Annotated in this window: 15 protein-coding genes; 7 read left to right on the top strand and 8 right to left on the bottom strand. The window is 49.6% G+C overall.

Translation table 11 applies throughout. The features are described 5' to 3' along the window. Positions 1 to 78: 78 nt before the first annotated feature. The 3 genes from N7E60_RS11445 to N7E60_RS11455 form a co-directional block, all read right to left on the bottom strand. Entirely contained in the window at positions 79 to 1,419 is a 1,341-nt protein-coding gene (locus tag N7E60_RS11445) for a restriction endonuclease subunit S (protein ID WP_269597528.1), read from the bottom strand. After that, on the bottom strand, positions 1,412 to 2,443 hold the full coding sequence (locus N7E60_RS11450; protein ID WP_269597529.1) for an Abi family protein: 1,032 nt from the start codon (positions 2,441 to 2,443) through the stop codon (positions 1,412 to 1,414). Before N7E60_RS11450 ends, N7E60_RS11445 begins: the two co-directional genes overlap by 8 nt. Before the next feature lie 208 nt (positions 2,444 to 2,651). Then, entirely contained in the window at positions 2,652 to 4,973 is a 2,322-nt protein-coding gene (locus N7E60_RS11455; protein WP_269597530.1) for a type I restriction-modification system subunit M, read from the bottom strand. 291 nt (positions 4,974 to 5,264) lie between these two features. Here N7E60_RS11455 and dgt point away from each other — a divergent pair, with 291 nt between their 5' ends. After that, positions 5,265 to 6,710, top strand: a complete 1,446-nt coding sequence (dgt, locus tag N7E60_RS11460) for a dGTPase (protein WP_269598580.1) — start codon at positions 5,265 to 5,267, stop codon at positions 6,708 to 6,710. 44 nt (positions 6,711 to 6,754) lie between these two features. Here the strand turns inward: dgt and N7E60_RS11465 are convergent, their stop codons facing one another. The 3 genes from N7E60_RS11465 to N7E60_RS11475 form a co-directional block, all read right to left on the bottom strand. Further along, on the bottom strand, positions 6,755 to 7,999 hold the full coding sequence (locus N7E60_RS11465; RefSeq protein ID WP_269597531.1) for a dicarboxylate/amino acid:cation symporter: 1,245 nt from the start codon (positions 7,997 to 7,999) through the stop codon (positions 6,755 to 6,757). Between the two features lie 246 nt (positions 8,000 to 8,245). Further along, positions 8,246 to 8,650, bottom strand: a complete 405-nt coding sequence (locus N7E60_RS11470; RefSeq protein ID WP_069589189.1) for a hypothetical protein — start codon at positions 8,648 to 8,650, stop codon at positions 8,246 to 8,248. A gap of 13 nt (positions 8,651 to 8,663) precedes the next feature. Continuing rightward, a complete protein-coding gene (locus tag N7E60_RS11475; protein WP_269597533.1) occupies positions 8,664 to 10,565 on the bottom strand; it encodes a S8 family serine peptidase in 1,902 nt (633 codons plus the stop codon). Between the two features lie 477 nt (positions 10,566 to 11,042). Here N7E60_RS11475 and N7E60_RS11480 point away from each other — a divergent pair, with 477 nt between their 5' ends. The 3 genes from N7E60_RS11480 to yjjX all read left to right on the top strand — a co-directional run bounded on the left by N7E60_RS11480 (position 11,043) and on the right by yjjX (position 13,552). Further along, complete coding sequence (locus N7E60_RS11480) at positions 11,043 to 11,972, top strand: sensor domain-containing diguanylate cyclase (protein ID WP_269597534.1); 930 nt, start codon at positions 11,043 to 11,045, stop codon at positions 11,970 to 11,972. Positions 11,973 to 12,192: 220 nt separating this feature from the next. Continuing rightward, a complete protein-coding gene (locus N7E60_RS11485) occupies positions 12,193 to 13,074 on the top strand; it encodes a sterol desaturase family protein (protein WP_269597535.1) in 882 nt (293 codons plus the stop codon). Continuing rightward, entirely contained in the window at positions 13,037 to 13,552 is a 516-nt protein-coding gene (gene yjjX / locus N7E60_RS11490) for an inosine/xanthosine triphosphatase (protein WP_077456221.1), read from the top strand. Before N7E60_RS11485 ends, yjjX begins: the two co-directional genes overlap by 38 nt. A 59-nt stretch (positions 13,553 to 13,611) precedes the next feature. Here the strand turns inward: yjjX and trpR are convergent, their stop codons facing one another. After that, the gene (trpR, locus tag N7E60_RS11495) at positions 13,612 to 13,932 is read right to left on the bottom strand and encodes a trp operon repressor (protein WP_069589177.1); all 321 of its coding nucleotides are present in this window, start codon (positions 13,930 to 13,932) and stop codon (positions 13,612 to 13,614) included. 41 nt (positions 13,933 to 13,973) lie between these two features. Next, the gene (gene sltY / locus N7E60_RS11500) at positions 13,974 to 15,980 is read right to left on the bottom strand and encodes a murein transglycosylase (RefSeq protein WP_269597538.1); all 2,007 of its coding nucleotides are present in this window, start codon (positions 15,978 to 15,980) and stop codon (positions 13,974 to 13,976) included. A gap of 158 nt (positions 15,981 to 16,138) precedes the next feature. Here sltY and ettA point away from each other — a divergent pair, with 158 nt between their 5' ends. The 3 genes from ettA to N7E60_RS11515 all read left to right on the top strand — a co-directional run bounded on the left by ettA (position 16,139) and on the right by N7E60_RS11515 (position 19,457). Further along, a complete protein-coding gene (gene ettA / locus N7E60_RS11505) occupies positions 16,139 to 17,806 on the top strand; it encodes an energy-dependent translational throttle protein EttA (RefSeq protein WP_077456225.1) in 1,668 nt (555 codons plus the stop codon). Between the two features lie 215 nt (positions 17,807 to 18,021). Then, entirely contained in the window at positions 18,022 to 18,402 is a 381-nt protein-coding gene (locus N7E60_RS11510) for a PilZ domain-containing protein (protein WP_069589174.1), read from the top strand. Positions 18,403 to 18,452: 50 nt separating this feature from the next. After that, positions 18,453 to 19,457: a peptidoglycan DD-metalloendopeptidase family protein gene (locus N7E60_RS11515; protein WP_269597541.1), complete on the top strand. Its 1,005-nt coding sequence runs from the start codon at positions 18,453 to 18,455 to the stop codon at positions 19,455 to 19,457. Positions 19,458 to 19,477 lie beyond the last annotated feature (20 nt).

Below are 19,477 nucleotides of genomic sequence, written 5' to 3' on the forward strand. Positions count from 1 at the left end.
AACCTTGTTCTTCTAATTCTTGTTAGCCAACCAAAGCGACAAGCCACTCTGCTTTTTTAAATGAGAGTGGCAAAAGGTTTAAGCGGTTTGTTCCAATGCTTGATCTTGAGATATTGACGCTTGCCAGTTGCGAACGTCAATCTTGCCAGTGACAGCGGCTGAGATAAGTGCGGTGCGGCGTTCTTGCATTAATGATATTTGCATTTCTGACTTTGAAATCAACTGGTCGTATAAAGATTCCATCTTCTCTATTTCCATAACAATCAAATCTTGTTCATGTTTTGGAGGAAATGGCATAGTAATTCGACCAAGCTCATCAAAATAAAGTCTTAGACGCATTTCCATGATGCCTCTAGACCATCGTTTAAACTCCATGTTTGCCAATTTGGTACGGAATAAATAGTGATAGAATTTAGGGTTCAAATCTTTAGTAGCACGCAAGATATCGTAAGCAGGACTAGTCACCCCACTATAAGCTGAGTATCCGACCGCACCCATCCAAGCCAACAATTTGTTTACAATGATATCTCCCTCTTTGACCATCCAATATCCATCAGTTGTTGATGCTTTATTTCCTTTTTGCTCCAACTCTTTCCTTGGTCTAACACCTATATCGGTATACACAGACAAAAGCTCATAATCATTATTTTGTGGAGCTGGTTCTGCAACCAATCGAAAAAACCTTTTCGCTGGTAGAGCATCCCAATGCTCTGGTACTTCCCCTAACCACTCCACACCTGAATCTTTCATGGGTGCTTGGGGGTTCAACCCTTTGGTCACCGCATGGCTGATCACCGCTTGGCGCTTTTCTTTCAGCAGTTTAATCAATTGCTGCTGCTTTTCGATCAAGGTATCGATCTTAGCGGTTTCGTGATCGAGGAAGTTGGCGATTTGGGTTTGTTCTACTACTGGTAACGATGGCACTGAAATACCAACAAGCTCAGAAGCATTAATTGCCGGATAGCTGACACCAACAGAGCGAGCAACAACCTCTTTAATAAAGCCATTAGCCCTTAGACAATATGCGGCGTAACCTTTGTGCAATTTCTTGTTCGGTCGAATAACTGCAAAGCCTGTAGATACCACCATATTTGAAGGCGGATTATTGATTGGCGCAATTGCCTCTAGATACGTCCTTACAGTTGAAACGATAACATCGCCATCTCTCACCAGCCGTCTAGCTCTTGAGGGAGCGCTGCCATAGGTCATGGTTTCTACCCGAGAGATCCCATCAGTTGCAGACACACTGCCAATATCAACGTAGCAAAGTTCATAGTCCTTTTTTGTATTCTCAGCCAAAACATCATCATTAAAACTACATAAGTGCTTTAATGGCTTGATTTCCCAATGGCTTGGTATATTTTCCAACCACTCAACACCAGAATCCTTATACTCTGGATACGCCTGATATTTACTCATCTTCACCACCCCAAAAAATATGTGAACGCCAGTTATCAGGAAAGCCCATTGGAGCCAGTGGTACGCTTGGGTACATCACTGTCACTAACGCTTTCACTTTGTTATGCCACTGACTATCAGGGCTGATCTGCCTCATTAAATGCGCCAACATAAGCAACACTACGTAAATCCGGCGATTCGGTTGAACCATAATTGGCGCTAATCGCTCTGGAAGGTGCCAGTGCTCACCATGAGGTACTTTGGGTGGTATAGAAAGTTCGCGGTTCCACAGGCGGCTATGGTGCGCGCAACAGTTACGAACAAAGTTAAGGGTATGCAGCCAACTCTCAAACACTTCTTGAGGGACAGCAAAACGTTTGGCGATGCCTTTACGATCAGCATCTTTCGCTAGCCCTTTATAAAGGTGTGATATGGTGCCGAACGTTAACTCCTCAACCATTGCCCAGCTTGGCATCAAGCGTGGATGTTGATAGTTATGCTGATAAAAGCGTGGGTAGCGCTCACGCACTCTTTTCTCAATCCTGTTTGCTTTTTCTTCTTCGCTTTGTCTGCTGCGGTTAATCTTATTGATGTCTTTTTGCAAATCGATGGTGTCACGACTTTGGCATCGTTCGACCTCACTCAACATCCGCTTATGGTTGTAATCACGCTTAAACAGAGATTCGTTCAAGTACCAATGTGAGCCGCTATGCGGTTCTTCGGTTTGATACTTAGTGCCCATATGGTTATTAAGTGTTGCGCGTACAGCGACTTCAACGCGCTCAATCGCATCCATGATGAGTAAGCGCAATTCACGATCAAAAGCATACAATTCAACCACTGATTTAAACTCTGCATCAGCTTTAAACGGGTGAGTCTGATCATTCGGCACTTGGAAGGGGCGCATGTAGCTAGAAAGACGAAAGAAGCTAATCACCTCAAGGTAACGCTTAGCGCGTTCTGGATCGCGAATTGTTAGACCACGCTCTTGCAACAAAGCGATTTGTTCATCTAATGTTTTAGCGGTTTTGGTAAAGGTTGCCATCAGTTCGCCTCCATGAGTGGTGCGAAACAAATAGCCAGTTGAGGAAAACTATAGGCAGAAAAAAGCCCACTCAATTTGAGCTTGCAGTGCATAGGCTTGGTGGGCGTGTTAGCAACATTATCGACCACACCGTCATTTTTAGTCAAGTGAAATTGTTGACAAAACCGTTTAGCAACACGAAATGAAGTAATTAGACGATACATATTGATCACGAATGCACCTCTTGCAGTAGCTTCATAATATCTGCACTCACCGCATCCAACTCCACATCAATGGCTTCTAGTGCACGGGGTGGCTGATAAACATAGAAATGGCGATTGAATGGGATTTCATAACCCACCACACCAATTTCACCATCTTTGTCATCGCGTTTATCGGCGTTGATCCACGCATCGGCAACATGTGGTAGCACCTCGCGTTCAAAGTATCTCTCAATCAAGCGAATGGTGGTGACACTTGGGTCAAGCGGTACATTCTCGTTATCACGCAGGTCGCCATCTTGTTGGAACTCAACCACTTTGCCTTTGTAGTCAAATGCACCGTATAGCGGCTGTGCCTCTTCTTTCAGCACTTTTTTGATCACAGGCTCGGCATCTTGATTCTTCCACGTTACCGCATCAATGAATTGCTTCTTCTGCTTGGCATCGAACTTGATGCCTGTCGCCTTGAATGCGCCTTTCAGTGTCAGTTCAAACTGGTTGAAATCGTCGGATTGCTGCGATTTTCCACCAAGACTGTCACCCACAGCAATTTGCAGGGCTTTTGCCGCATCCATCAGGGCTTTTTGATTGAGCCACAACTTGCCATCCAGCACGTCTTTGATTTGCTTTTCTTTCAGCTCAGGGAAGTCGGCTTTGATCAGTACACGAACTTCCTTTTCCACATCAATGAGTGAGCCGTACGTTTCCTCCGTCCACTCAGTACCAAATTGCTCAAAGACCGCCTGCATGACGGCATTAAACGGCTTAGGTGCAAAGCGCAGTGATTCTACTGCTTCATCGGTGATTTGTGCTGACAGACGCAATGGACGCTCGATAGTGAGGCGACGATAGCCAAACTCATGCGTATTAAAAATTTTGCTGGCGAAGTGTTTTTTATTGTCCGTCACTCCATCTTGGGTCAAGGTATCGATTTCTTCAAAGTCACCAAAGTTTTTGGTGATGGTGCGAATTTCGTCATCCGTTAAATAGTGACGCTTAGATCCTAATGATTTACGCATTTTCGTGCTGAGGTTAGCCGCGTTGATAAGCTGCACCTTGCCTTTACGCTCTGGGTCTTTCTTGTTCGTCAGTACCCAAACATAGGTCGCAATGCCTGTGTTATAGAACATGTCGGTTGGCAGCGCGACAATCGCTTCAAGCAGATCCGCTTCAAGAATGTAGCGGCGTATTTCACTCTCACCACTACCCGCGCCACCGGTAAATAGCGGTGAACCATTGAGGATAATGCCGATACGACCGCCATCGGTAACTTGGTTATCCGTGGTCTTCTTGTCACGCATTTTGCTGATAAGGTGCATCAAGAATAGCAGCGAGCCATCAGACACACGCGGCAAGCCTGCGCCAAAGCGCCCATCAAAGCCTTTTTGCTGGTGCTCATCTTTGATGTCACTTTCAATTTTTTTCCAATCCACACCAAACGGCGGGTTGGACAACATATAATCAAATTTGTCGGCAGGCAGTTGATCATTGGATAAGGTGTTACCCAGCTTGATACGGTCAACGTCTTGCCCTTTGATCAGCATATCGGCTTTACAAATCGCGTAGGATTCTGGGTTTAGCTCTTGACCAAACGCGCGCATCACCGCGTTAGGGTTCATCTCCGCCACATACTCCATCCCTGAAGACAAGAAACCACCCGTACCGGCGGTTGGATCGTAAATGGTACGAATAATCCCATCTTGGCTGAGCGCCTGATCATCGGCCATAAAGACTAACGAGGTGGTAAGGCGCACGATATCACGCGGCGTAAAGTGCTCACCCGCCGTTTCATTCGAGCTTTCCGCAAAGCGGCGGATCAACTCTTCAAACACCAAACCCATCTCATAGTTAGAGATTTTGCTTGGGCTAAGGTCGGTGGTGGCGAATGTCTTCACCACTTTGTAAAGCAGATTAGCCTCTTCCAGCAGCCCGACAAATTCATCAAACTTGAAGTGCTCGAAGATCTCCCGCGCATCTTTGGAGAATGACTGCACGTATTTATCAAGGTTCGCCTTGATGTTGCTTTGTCCCATCTTGCCAAGGTTCATTGGCGAGGTATTAAAGAATGACAAACCATCTGGCTGAGCTGGCGATTTTGTTGCACGCAGCAAGAACTTTTCCTGCGCATCCTCTGGCAGGCTCATCGCTTTGATGCGCTCATACTCGGCAACCACGGCATCTTTGCTTGGCTCAAGCACACACTCAAGGCGACGAAGCAGGGTAAACGGCAGGATCACACGGCCGTATTGAGATTGTTTGAAGTCACCGCGAAGCAGGTCAGCAACCGACCAAATGAAGGCAGCGGTTTGGGAGAAGTTGTTGTTGGTCATTAAAAATGCCCTGAATGAAATACATATCAAATTGAGGCATTATATCTAAGAATAGACTAGCTGTCTGATACCCCAAGCATCCTTTCAGGTCTCGCCCTTATTATGATGTGTTAAGTGATGCGACCACCACCATCTCATCGGTTTTTCACACTATCACCATTCCTGCTCGCTCGGCGCAGATGTATATGCATTAATCTATGTCGCCGCCGTCTTGCTATGCCAAGCGGCGGATTGACAGTCAGTGAAATCCGCCGCACTCTATCTTAAAAAGTGGACAAGCTGGGTGTCATGATGACTGTGAATTTTGAGCAAAAAATCCGTCCAGATCGGCCTTTTAGAACGCAAACAAACGGCGATTTAATGAAGCAGTTTGAAAGCGATCGTGGACGGATCATTAACTCTGCCGCTGTACGCCGTTTGCAACAAAAAACTCAGGTTTTTCCACTTGAACGCAATGCCGCGGTGCGCAGCCGTCTCACCCACTCTTTAGAGGTTCAGCAAGTCGGGCGCTATATCAGTCAACTGATTGCCGACAAGCTGTCTGCCTCGCAACTCGCTCCCCCGCTCGACCGCTGCTTGGAAACCTTGGTTGAGATGGCTTGCCTGATGCACGACATAGGTAACCCACCGTTCGGACACTTTGGCGAGCAAGCGCTCAGTGATTGGCTCAGTGAGCACGTCCCTTATATCTATCGCCAACATTTTAACGACGAACTGCCTGAGGCGGTACAGCGCGATCTCTGTCATTTTGAAGGCAACGCACAAGGCATACGGCTGATCCATACCTTACAACAGCTGAACCTCACCTATTCGCAAGTCTCCGGCATTCTTAAATACACTCGGTGTGGTAGCGAGCCGAAACCTGCAGATGACGACGACCGCGCGTACCTTAAAAAGAAAGTCGGCTATTTTCTCAGTGAACACGCGTACATTGGCGATTTGCAAAAAACGCTCGCTATCTCTCCCGGCTGTCGTGCCCCAGTCAGTTACATCATGGAAGCGGCCGATGATATTTCTTATGGCATTGCCGATTTAGAAGACGCCGTTGAAAAAGGCGTACTGACTCTCGCGGATTTAAAAGCGGCCTTAAAGGCAACCTTTGTACAGCTTACCCAAGCCAGTGAAGAGCATGACGCCAACACCATGGCGACCATGTTAGAGAATGCTGAAAAGCGCAGCCACGGCAGTGACAGTCAGTTTTTTGTCTTCTTGCGTGTGGAGGTCAATAAACGCTTGCCTCGCCATGCCGCCCAACGCTTTGTCGACCATTTGCCCGCCGTCATTGATGGCACCTTTAATCACGCGCTAATTGAAGATAACAGCGTCAATCATTTACTTGTACAAACCTTTAAAAACGTCGCCAAAGCGCATGCCTTTTGTCACCCTGAAGTGGAACGCCGCGAGCTACAAGGCTATCGCGTCATCCATGGTTTGATGAGCATCTATCGTCCACTCCTCACCTTGCCCAGTGAGGTGTTTACAGCCTTAGTTAATGGCGAGCCGGTCAAGCCACAGGCGTCGATATACACCCAGCGGCTATTTAAAAAACTGCCTGAAAAACATAAAAAAGCCTATCGCGACGCGGTACAAAAACAAGCCCTAGCGGAGCAGATCTCTTCTGCCACTGCGCGTGAGTTCTATTTTCGTACTCGCCTGCTAATTGACTATATCAGCGGTATGACGGACCAATACGCATTCGACGAATACCGCGCCTTTCATGTGATTGAAGAGGGATAAAAAAACCGCTCCGTGGTTGGGAGCGGTTTTTTGCGATGAGGCTATTAGCCAAAGCGCTTTTGCCACTTATCAATCACCGTGGCACCAATCAAATCGCCTTGCACATTGACCGCGGTACGGAAGGTGTCGAGTGGGCGCTCAATGATCAGCAAAATAGCAATGGCCTCCAGTGGAATACCGGCAGCCAGCAACACCAACTGCATACCCGACATCGAGCCCGACGGCATGCCCGGTGCGCCTACCGACGAAACCATCGCCATAATGAAGATCATCACAATGCCGGTTGTCGACAGGTCAATCCCGAACAACTGTGCGAGGAACACCGCAGCAATGCCTTCAAATAAGGCGGTGCCATCCATGTTCATCACCGCGCCCAACGGCAAGACCATGCTCGCGGTCGACGGGGTAACCTTAAGCTCTTCTTTGGCAGCCTGCATCGATACGGGCAGTGTCGCAGCACTGGATGAAGTGGCAAACGCCATCGCCAGCGGTGCAGAAATGGCGCGAAACAGACTCACAAAACCAATACCACCGGCAACACGTGCAATAAGCGGCAACACGATCAGTGCATGGACCATCGTCAGTCCAAATACCAAAGCAGCGAAGCTAAATAGCTGGCCGAATAGATCGTTATCCCCTTTGTGGGAGAACTGGAAAACAATCGCAAACACTGCAAATGGCGCCAGCTTGATAATTCCTGCCACCATGGTGTTAATGCCTTTATTCAGCCCGCGAATGGTCTCGAATAATGGGTGCGACTCTGGCAGTGCGACAATCAGCGAAATGCCGAACAAAATGGTGAACACCACAATCGCCAAAAGGTTACCCTGAGTCACCGCGGCAAACGGATTCACCAACGCCATATTAATAAGTTTGGTGGCAATGGCTCCGGCACCCGCAGCATCTTGGTTGATAAAGCTAATGCTCTCATCCACAGGCGGCGCATTGGTGAGCGGTTGCCATTCGGGCATCATGAGTGCTGCGCCAAGGCCAATGGTGATCGCGATGGTGGTGGTAAAACCGTAAAACAAAAGTGTTGCACCACCTAGGCGCTTAAGGCGAACCACATTGCCAATATTACTGATCCCTTCCAGTAACGAGAGCAATACCATCATGCCGACCACGGCTTTGAGTAGACCGATATAGCTGACCTTGGCAAGCATAAGCAACGGATACCAAGTGGTCTGTTCCGCGTTCTCAATGGGACCAAATACCGTGCCCACCAGCCAAGCCAGTGCGGCCGCCACTGCAATTTGCAATGGCAAAGAGTGTCTAAGGGTTTTCCACATTGTCTTTTCCCTAATCACAGCGTCATAGCTGCATAATGATGATTTATCTGCATTTTTGTAGCGAATTGGCGACAAATCATAGCAAGTAGCGGAATTCAGCTCATGTAAAAGTTATGAACAATCTGGAATAACTAGTAACAAAATGGTTGGTTGGCGAATGAGACCACACTTTTCACTGCAAATACCAAGAAAGCGCATGATAAAAAAGCCCGCCATGACGGCGGGCTAGGGATCACCACAAAGCCATTATTGGGGGCGTTGGTTTTGTGGGTTGAGCTCTAAGTTGACGGGGGTATCTAGCTCTTGGTTCAAGGCTTTTTCAAGTTCTGCCACATTGGTGCCCGGTGTGGCTTCAAGTAGGGCAACGCCCTCTAGGTAACTTACCAAACTTAAACCGTATTTTTGAGCCAGCTCACTCGCGTGCGCTTCGGTTGCTTTGACCAAAATAGAGCCAGTAACAGTCAAAGGCGTGCTTTGCGCAGATACAGCGACCTTATCGCCAACCATCACGCCCATTTGTTCACCGCTCATGCTGCGAGCGCTGTTGGCCGTATCCACCACCACGTAGTCTTGGCCGTTCAATTGCACGCTACCTGCGCTAACACTCAAGCTAAAGCCCATGATAGCGAGTGCTGAGATCATCTTTTTCATACTTCGTCTCCTATTAACCACGGTGACCGATAACACGCAGTGACCATTGGGTTAGTTTGCCATCATCGCGGTTGTTGGGCATGGATTTAACCTCGCCACCTAAGGTGTACTGGCGTGTATCACCGTCAGTATCCGTGACATAGAGCGTCCACTGACCTTGCGATGCTTCACCATTAAATTTGTGCGATAGCATTAAATGGTCGGTAAAACCTTCTGGATAGGTGGGATCCAAGGTGTTTGACAGCATACTGTTACGTGGTGACATCAATACGCTGCGAGTCCCTGCGGGCGACTCTAACTCAATGAGCAAATCAGACATACGGCTGTGCTCAATCGAGGTACGCACTTGTACCGCCTCGATAGTGAGGTTATCGGCTACTTGCACACTGTCTGATGTCGCTACCGCCCCAGCATCGGCTATCGCAAGCCCAGTTTCACCCTCTTGGTTGTGATAAGACCACGCCCAATCCGTGAACACTTGTGCAGGAAGTGGCTGATATGTCTTCGCCGCATCGAGTGCCGCATTGACATCAATCAAACCAAACCCGTAGGTTGGGCTATACCAACGCCCCGCAGCATTTTGTTTCCAGCCCTCTAGGCCAGTCACCGTGCGCTCACCACCACGTGCTGTTTGATAGGTTAAAAGAACATCTGCATCGTCTGCATCCACCCGTGTCGCGGTCGTCGCTAATAGGTGACGAATATCGCGCTGCGACAAATTTGGATAGGCTGACATCATCAACGCAAATGCCCCTGAGGTATTTGGCGCCGCCGAGGAGGTCCCGTTCATCACGCTGTTGAAATCACAGGTGTTATCAATCTCCGTGCCACCGTGCAGGTCGTGCGAATCGTAAGGAATACTATCATCACGGTTATATCCCATCGTACAACCGGTGAGGTCCGTGGTGATATGAGCGGGTTTATTGGTGCCATACTCCCCACCCGGTGCAGTCAGGAACACATTGCTCCCGACCGACGAGTAGGATGAGCGTTCACCATCCGCATTCAACGCACTCACCGTCACGTTCCAATAATTCGCATTATCAGACGATTGGTTGCTGTTCTGCCAAGGCAACCCGTGGTTCTCGTCGACAGGACCGAAGCGCTCACGATTAAATGAGGTACGCTTATAACCATTTCCCGCTGATTTGATGAATACCGCCCCCAGTCCGCCAAAGGCTTCCGTGCTCATTTTTTTGTATTGGGCATTCTGGCGACCATCATAGCTCATTGGGTCATCGCTGTAGGGATAGCTGCGCACCCCGGAACCACCATAGCTTTGGTTGAATATGCGGACATCATCCGAATAGCCTTCGCGACCATGGCTGATCTCCCATGCATTTTGGCTTTGATAAGCGAGGTAGTTATACCCTTGCAGGTTAGCAAGCGGCGCAACCCCCATACCGCCAAGGCCGTTATCTCGCACTGCGGCGATGATGCCAGCCACCGAAGTACCGTGTGCGGTATCACGATTACTCCAGCCTTCTGGCGTCGGGTCATTGTCACGCTCGACAAAATCGTAAGATTTTCCGGCACGGACATTGGCGGCCAAGTCTGGGTGGCCAATCTCCAACCCATCATCCACAACAGCGACATTGACGTTTTGGCCCAGAATAGCCTGTCGGTGAGCCCACCAAAGGTTTAGGTCGTTCCCCGCTTGCCCACCTTCGCGGGCAAAGGCTTTTTGACCACTGTTGAGTAAGTGCCACTGCTGTGCTGTAAATGGGTCGTCGCCCGGCAAACAACGCTCTGCACTAGTGCGACTAATATCAACAGGTTCATTGCCCGTTAACGCCACACAAACTTGTGGATCTGGATCGGGCTCGACAGGCTCAGGCACTTTTGCCATCGCCCACGCCCCGGAGGTGTGGAAAAGCGCGCCGATAATCAACGCAAGAGAGCTGTGTTTGTGCATTTATCATTCCTTTTTACACTAACTAGACGTGTCTCGATTCTGAGAGACCCATCATTAGTAAAAAGAAATAACCTAATGATAAACAAGCAATTAAAGAAGATGTGATCTTGTGCCTAGCTTTTAAACAAAAATCATCTAAAAAACTGACCACGCCCCGCGCTTGTTAACATTTAATTCACGTAAAAAATCAGATATTGCGACAAAATAGGCAATATAAAAACGAAATAAGGTATACTTTTTTATTTTAAGGGAATTGTCACAGAATTATTTAATAAATGATGTGAATACTTCACCTCGATGCACCCCAGATAAATCGGCTATTCGCTGTGTCCCCGCTTTCTCAGCCCGCAATCCAAAGAGTCATTAACCCATCGACGAGGGAGATAACGTCGAAGACGGGTAAATCATCTACACTCATTAATGACAGATAAATCAATAAAGCAAGCAGATATTAATGGGAATAGTAAGGCGGATACCTTGAGTAAAGCGTCACTTGATCAGTTTAAACAGTACTTTTTTGATGCGCTGGATATCGTGCCACTGCCCTTATTGATATCGGAAGGGATTGTGACTGATGAAATTGGCAATAACAATCGCGTCCATATTTTCTTTAATCAAGCCTTCCGACAAGAACTCGGCTATACCCTAGATAGTATGCCAGACATCTACCAATGGTTTGAAAAAGCCTATCCGGATCCTACCTATCGGCAAGATGTCATTAACCAGTGGCATCAAGCCGTGCACGAAGCGCAAGCACGCAGTGAACGCACCGTTGAACTTCCGGCATTAATCACCCATGCCAATGGAGAGCAGCGTTGGTATGCGGTCACGGCACAAGTCGATGTCACGCCAAACCCAGATTGGCACATCGTTGTATTTAGAGATATCCATCAACTCAAGACTTCACTTGATGAGACGACGCATGCCTCTCTGACCGACAGTCTGACTCAGCTAGAAAACCGGCGCGGTCTAACAGAATGGTTTGAGCAATATAGTCATCGCACTGCACTCGGCACTATTGTGTTAGATATTGACCGATTTAAGCAGGTCAACGATAGCTTAGGGCATATTGCGGGGGACCGGTTGTTGGTCCAGATCGCAAGCCAACTTAAGCAGTTTTCACCGTCGAAAGCATGCTGTGCCCGTTGGGGAGGCGAAGAGTTTGTTATTATCATACCGAACTGTACACGCCAAGACGTGCTCCAGCTGACCAACACCCTTTGCCATCATGTTTACCAAGAAGGGTTCTTGTGGCATGCCACTCGCCATCAGGTTAGCGTCAGCGCAGGCATTAGCTTCACAGAAGCGGGCCATCATTCACTGGATGAGGTGGTTGCGCGCGCGGACCGAGCAATGTATACCGCCAAACAGCGTGGCCGAAATCAGGTATGCGCGGATCCCCCATAAGCTGCCAATCGTTTACTACTGTCGCATTGCCGCTCGCGGTGTCCAGATCCTATCGAACGTCCCGCCAAGTAAACACCATGCAAACTTGGGATCATCAGCCTCTCCTTTCGCTACATTGTCATTTTGACAGCCTAGATCCCGAATGCGACTTCATCCAACCCCCGCCTGTGGGCGAGTGATGCCGTTATCACGTATCATAAATCAACCCTAAGGAGCCTTTATGAGTTGGATTGAAACGAACGAGGCCATCTTCCGGCTGAGTGTGTTTGTCGCCGTGCTGGCGGTGATGCTACTCGCTGAGTGGCGTAGGCCCAAGCGCCCCCTCACCAGAACACGGCGAGAGCGCTGGCGTGGCAATATTAGTTTGACGGTGTTTAACACCCTAACGCTACGCTTGTTTGCCCCGCTAACAGCGGTCGGTACTGCGGCTTGGGCTCAAGCCCATCATGTGGGCGTGTTCAATGTCCTCGCTCTACCCGAGGTATTCGCGATAATACTGACACTGGTGCTGATGGATTTGGCCATTTGGTATCAACACAAGCTATTCCATCAATGGCCTTGGCTATGGCGTTTACATCTTGTCCACCACGCGGACATGGACATTGATGTCACCACAGGAGCACGTTTTCATACGGTAGAAATTTGGCTTTCCATGCTGATTAAATGTTTAGTTGTCATGATGCTCGGTGCGCCTGTGATGGGGGTGATCCTTTTTGAGACCTTGCTAAGCGGCATGGCCATGTTTAATCACAGTAATGTCGCCTTGCCCAAACAGGTAGATGCATGGTTGCGCCGCGTTATCGTTACCCCCGACATGCACCGGGTGCACCACTCGACCCGTTTTCATGAGTGCAATGCCAACTATGGTTTTAATCTGTCTTGCTGGGACCGCTGGTTTGGCACCTATGTGCCACAACCGCGTAAAGGCCATAAAGGGATGCGTATCGGGTTAGCCGAAGTCAGCCAAGCCACTGACGCCAGTCATATTTTGGGGATGCTGCGTTTGCCTTTGCGTTGGCGTATACTTCAGCGCGCCTATCAAAATAACAAGGAGACGCAGGCGCATGAGCCAAGTCATCGTCACATCCAAAAACCCCGCTAAAATCGCCGCCGTTGAAGCTGCCTTTCGTGATGTTTTTCCTGAACAGCCCTTTACGTTTACCGGTGTCGCGGTCCCCAGCGACGTGCCAGACCAACCCATGACAGAGAAAGAAACCTATGCCGGTGCCTGCAACCGTGTTCAGCATGCCAAAGCAAAATACGAAGGGGATTTTTACGTCGGGGTAGAAGCCGGACTAGACCACCAGCATACCTTTGCATGGATGGTAATCGACGATGGGACGACACGCGGTGAAGCGCGCTCAGCCTCTCTACCGCTTCCGCCAGAGGCACTGCGCGCATTACACCATGGCGAGGAGCTGGGGGATGTGATGGATCGTATGTTCAGCGAGCAGAACGTGAAGCAAAAAGGCGGCGCGATTGGTATGCTCACTGGGCATCGCTTAACGCGCTCAAGCGTTTACCATCAAGCACTTATCTTAGCCTTGATTCCGTTTCTACATCCTCATCTTTACCGCTGATAAGCCAAGAAAAAACGGAGCCATAAGGCTCCGTTATCAATAAAACTGTGGCGTTTCCGCTAGTCGGTGTGCGCTTTCTGCTCTGCTTCGCTTTTGAGTAAACGCGCCAGCCACGCTTTACTGTCATCATCAAGGCGCTTGAGCTCATTGGATCCGCGCGTCACGGTAGCGATGCCAACCCCCAGCAACTGACTCAGTTGGCGCTGGCTCATTTTACCTTCCAATAGCTCGTGTAAAATATTGATCCTCGCGACCAAGGTATCACGCTCATCTGGCGTCAGTAGCGCCGTCAGCAACGCATCATCATGGCCATCTTGTCCGGCACGACGCACTAAAGCGATAACATCTTGCCACCCTGAAAATGCAGGTGATTGCGACATGGTTTCCTCTCACGGTTAACGTCAGTGCGGCAAGTGTACCATTAATAACGTTTCGCTAACTCGTTGGCCCGCAAAAATTGAACCGGCTCCCCCAATAGCTGACGGTAATAAATTTCAAACATCAGCACATTTTGCACATAATGGCGGGTTTCATAAAACGGGATCGACTCAATAAAGGCAATCGCATCCATATGGCCTTGCGATCGTTCTAACCAGCGCGATACCCGATGCGGGCCGGCATTATAGGCAGCAAAAGCTAAGATGCGATTACTTTCAAAGCGATCTAGCATCATTTTTAGATAGCCACTGCCAAGACGAATGTTCACCCCAGGATCGCTTAAACTCGCCGGCCCTTCGTAGTCATAACCAAGCTCCCGCGATGTTTCTCGCGCCGTCCGCGGCATGAGCTGCATTAAGCCCCGCGCGCCAACATGAGACACCGCGTGAGTAAAGAAGGCACTCTCTTGCCGAGACAACGCCATTAACGTGGTTTTATCCACCCCTCGCTCACGGCTGAAAAACTCAAACCACCACTGATGCGCAAGCGGGAAACGCAACGATAAGTGATCCCACATTTTTCCGGCGATCGTTGCCTGCACCGCCAAGTGATACCAGTGCTTTTTACTGGCGTATGCCGCCAATAACGCAATTTGCGCATCGCTGGCGCGGTTGAGGACGTAATACCATTCACGTTTCGCGGCATAGATTTTGTTCAGCGCAATCAGCTCATCCACTCGCGCTAACACATCTTTCACTGGCATCAGCCCTTCTTCTTTGAGTACCGCTGATCGGGAAGGAATATGAATAGCTTGATCCAAATGCTGCGCCGCAGCGACACTGTAGAAGTTGCGCTCTCCCACCATGCTGGCGAAGGCACGATTAGCTTGCTCACTATCCCCTAACTCGAGCTGAATGCGCGCATCCCAATAGCGCCACTTCAACGATTGCTTCTCGCTATCACTGAGCAGCGACAGCCACGCATTAAGCGCGTGCCAATCATCGTCCAATAACGCCAACCGGAAGCGTCGCTCAATCAAGCCATCGTTGTGGGTATTGCGCAGCATGCGATCGCGCCACCCCGCAAGAGCAGGATCGTCATCGTTCATCAATTGGCTGATCAGGTAATCGGCAATTTCTTGGCGTTCACGCTTATCATAATGTTGCCCTTCAACCGTACGACGAAACTGACGAATGGCTTGCGCTTCGTCTTTACGCGACAAGCGTTCAAATGCCAGTCGGGTTAGCTTTTGGTTAAAAGGCGTCACCTGACTGCGCTTGGAAAAGTCAGCGACGTTCTCAGGCTCATCATAAAGCGCCAGTACCTGCTCGCCTTGTGGCTGATAAGACGCCGGTAGTTGACGATTTAAATACCGCATCAGGCTACGGTTACGTGCTTCAAAGGTTAATAGCATCCGCTGTAAGATCAGCTCTCCGGTTAAGAGTTTTTGCTCAGATAAAAAACCGAATAAGGGATCGCAAGCGCTGTCCACCGACTGACCCGAGAGATAAAGCGATTTCGCCCCACTGCGTGCTAATGCGCGGTTACCAGCCTGACTGTGGGCGTAATAGTACTGGCACTGATAACGCTCACCACGCGGGACATCGGTCTGGAAAGACACCAAGGTTTTCCATTCCCCTCGATCGGCAAGCAAGGTCAAATAGTCGGCCCGCAAACTGTTTACAAAAGGCAACGAATTGTAGCGGTTGATAAAGTTAGTGACCGACTTGTGCGACTTTAATGACAAATTGCGAGTAAAGTCACGATAGTCCAAATAGGGATAAAGCGGGTAATCGCGAAGCTGGCCCTTTAAGGTGCGAAAGCGCTTGAGATCACCACGCTCGATGGCGTCGATTGCGGCCTCATATTGGCGCTGTTGCAGCGTTAATTCGGTGCCGTCGGGGGTGGCTGAGGCCAACACCGCTGGCGCGGCAAAGCTGGATGTCACTAATACGCCTGACACTAAAGGGCGTGAGAAAGCACGGACACAGGCGACAGCGAGACGATACGCTGCGCCATATGGCCGGGAGAAGGCAGTGAGTAATTCCATGTCAACGGTTGCTCCTGTGTTCCTAACATCGAGTAGACAACAGCCTGGCAGGCAAATTCCCTCGATGTTAACGCCTGAATATGACGATCACTGTTAAACTTGGCAAAGTTAACGTTAGAATAGCGTCTTTCACTCCACAACTATTAACGCGAGCAGAAATGGCTGAGTACGTATATACCATGTCGCGGGTGAGCAAGATCGTGCCACCTAAGCGCCAAATTCTGAAAGATATTTCTCTATGTTTCTTCCCCGGCGCCAAGATCGGTGTGTTGGGTCTAAACGGTGCGGGTAAATCGACCCTATTGCGCATCATGGCCGGTATCGATACCGACATTGAGGGTGAAGCCCGTGCGCAACCAGGCTTAAAAGTGGGGTATCTGCCCCAAGAGCCGGTATTGGACGAAGACAAAACGGTTCGTGAAACCGTCGAAGAAGCGGTTGCCGATGTTAAAGACGCGTTGAACCGACTCGATGCGGTTTACGCGGCTTACGCTGATCCAGATGCAGATTTTGACGCCTTGGCGCAAGAACAAGGCGAACTGGAAGCCTTGATCCAAGCGAAAGACGGTCACAACCTCGACAACGCCCTTGAACGTGCCGCTGACGCCTTGCGCCTCCCTGAGTGGGATGCACAAATTAAGCATCTTTCGGGTGGTGAGCGCCGTCGTGTCGCCATTTGTCGCTTGCTCCTTGAGAAACCAGATATGCTGCTTCTTGATGAGCCAACCAACCACTTGGATGCCGAATCTGTTGCATGGCTTGAGCGCTTCTTGGTCGATTACACCGGTACTGTGGTAGCGATTACCCACGACCGCTACTTCTTGGATAACGCTGCTGGCTGGATTCTGGAGCTTGACCGTGGTGAAGGTATTCCTTGGGAAGGTAACTATACCTCTTGGCTGGAACAGAAAGACGTTCGCTTGAAGCAAGAAGCGTCACAAGAAAAAGCACGTCAAAAAACCATCGAGAAAGAGCTCGAGTGGGTGCGTCAGAATCCAAAAGGACGTCAGGCCAAATCTAAAGCGCGTATGGCGCGTTTCGAAGAGCTTAATACGTCGGATTATCAACGCCGTAACGAGACCAATGAGCTGTTTATCCCGCCGGGTCCACGCTTAGGCGACAAGGTCATTGAGGTGAACAACCTCACCAAATCCTTTGGGGATCGTGTCTTGATTGACGATCTGTCGTTCAGTGTGCCTAAAGGGGCCATCGTCGGTATTATCGGTCCAAACGGTGCGGGTAAATCAACGCTGTTTAAGATGCTAAGTGGCACTGAGCAACCAGACTCAGGCACCGTGGAAGTGGGTGACACCGTCCAATTGGCATCGGTGGATCAGTTCCGTGACAGCATGGATGACAATAATACTGTCTACGACGAGATCTCAGAAGGGGCGGACATCATTCGCATTAACAACTTTGAGTTGCCAGCGCGCGCCTATGTGTCACGTTTCAACTTTAAAGGGAGCGATCAGCAAAAACGCATCGGTGAGCTTTCCGGTGGTGAGCGTAACCGTGTCCACCTTGCCAAACTGCTTAAAGCAGGCGGCAACGTGCTCCTTCTCGACGAACCGACTAACGACCTTGACGTAGAAACCTTGCGTGCTCTCGAAGAAGCCCTGCTTGAATTCCCAGGCTGTGCCATGGTGATCTCGCACGACCGCTGGTTCTTAGACCGTATTGCGACCCATATTCTTGACTATCGTGACGAAGGCCAAGTGAACTTCTTCGAAGGTAACTTTGCTGAATACACCGATTGGTTGAAGAAAACCTTAGGGGCGCAAGCCGCTGAGCCGCACCGCATCAAGTACAAGCGCGTCGCGAAGTAATCGCCGCACGACAGCCCCTGCTGGACGGGTTGAGGTAGCAGTCTACCGCCTCAGCCCCCAGCGGGGCTTTTTATGCGTCCTAAACCGTATTGTCTCCGGTACATAGCGCAATAAAGGTAACCAAACGTTGCAAAAGTGAGACAAAACGTCTAATTCCCGTGCCATCTGCACCCCATTGCCTACACTGAAAACAGACATCTATAGGAGATGCTGTCATGTCAGAGCGTAGAAAATATTCCCGCGTGATGTATCGTGCTCCCGCGATACTCAAACAGGATGGTCGTGAATGGCACGCACACGTACTCGATTTATCCCTAAAAGGCGTGCTACTCAGTTTGCCCAACAACTGGGAATCTGACCCTGAGCGTAAAGAGTTCGACTTGGTCTTTTTTCTCCATGATTCAGAGATAGAATTAGACATGGAGTGCATTCTCGTGAACAACTGCGCGAATTACTTACATCTTTATATCGATCACATTGACATTGATAGTGCCAGTCATTTAAAAAGGCTCGTTGAACTTAACGTCGGCAACGATGAACTTCTCCATCGCGAGCTCGCACAACTGACTGACCATATGGCGGAGCCACAAGCTTAGTGCCCGCGCGGTCATGGACGGTATTTAATGCAGGCCAGCAGTAGCCAGTCATGACAGATCACATTCATATCGCCGTCACGCACCCCAATGGCGTGAAGCACTTCACCCTCTGCCCCACTCGTAAAAAGGTGGTGCAGACGCTCGCGCTTGTGTTGCTCGCACTGCTCACCGTCACCTTTGCCAGCTTGTACTTTCTCTCTGCACGCTCAACAGAGGCCGAAGCCGCCGTGGAACGTTTGCGGGATGAACGGGCTGCGTTGAATGCGGAATTAGCGGTCCTGCAACAAAAACGGGATGAGTTAACCGCAACCATTGAAAATAAAGACGTTGAGCTTACTGCGCTCACGCAACGCGTGGTGACCGTCGAGGATATGCTGGGGTTAAACTCGGTCGCTAAAGACGCCTCACTCACTCACCGTTTAGACGTCGCGGCCATTAACTCTGCAGTGCGGTACACCATGTTGCAGCTCATTCCTAACGGCAAACCGATTGAAAGTTATCGGCGCTCATCCGGATTTGGTTCACGCACACACCCAGTCACCGGCAAAGCCAAATTTCATATGGGATTAGATTTGACCGCAGACAAGGGCACGCCTGTTTATGCACCTGCAGATGGCGTGGTGGAATACGTACGCCCGAGTCGCAAAAAAGGCTATGGCAACTTTATCAAAATCGACCATGCTTTCGGCTTTATGACCTTGTACGCACACCTCGATAAGTTCAATGTGCGCAGTGGTCAGTTCGTGAAAAAAGGCGATCTGATTGCTTGGTCCGGCAACACAGGGTTATCGACAGGCCCTCACCTACACTATGAAGTCCGTTTTTTGGGACGCGCGCTGGACCCGCGCCGCTTTATTAAATGGAGTGCTGAGAACTTTGATACCTTGCTGGAAAAAGAAAAACGTGTGGGTTGGGGCCATTTAGTTTCAGTGGTAGAAAACTTGGTAGAAACTCAGGTTCAGGTCGCCAATATGCCCGACCCTGAGCCACCGCTAAGCACCGCGCAACAGCGCGAGGCGGATTTAGACGTGACACCTACCAACGTCTCGATGTAGTCACTCAACAAAGCTCACAG

The sequence above is a fragment of the Salinivibrio proteolyticus genome, assembly GCF_027286365.1.
GTDB lineage: Bacteria > Pseudomonadota > Gammaproteobacteria > Enterobacterales > Vibrionaceae > Salinivibrio > Salinivibrio proteolyticus.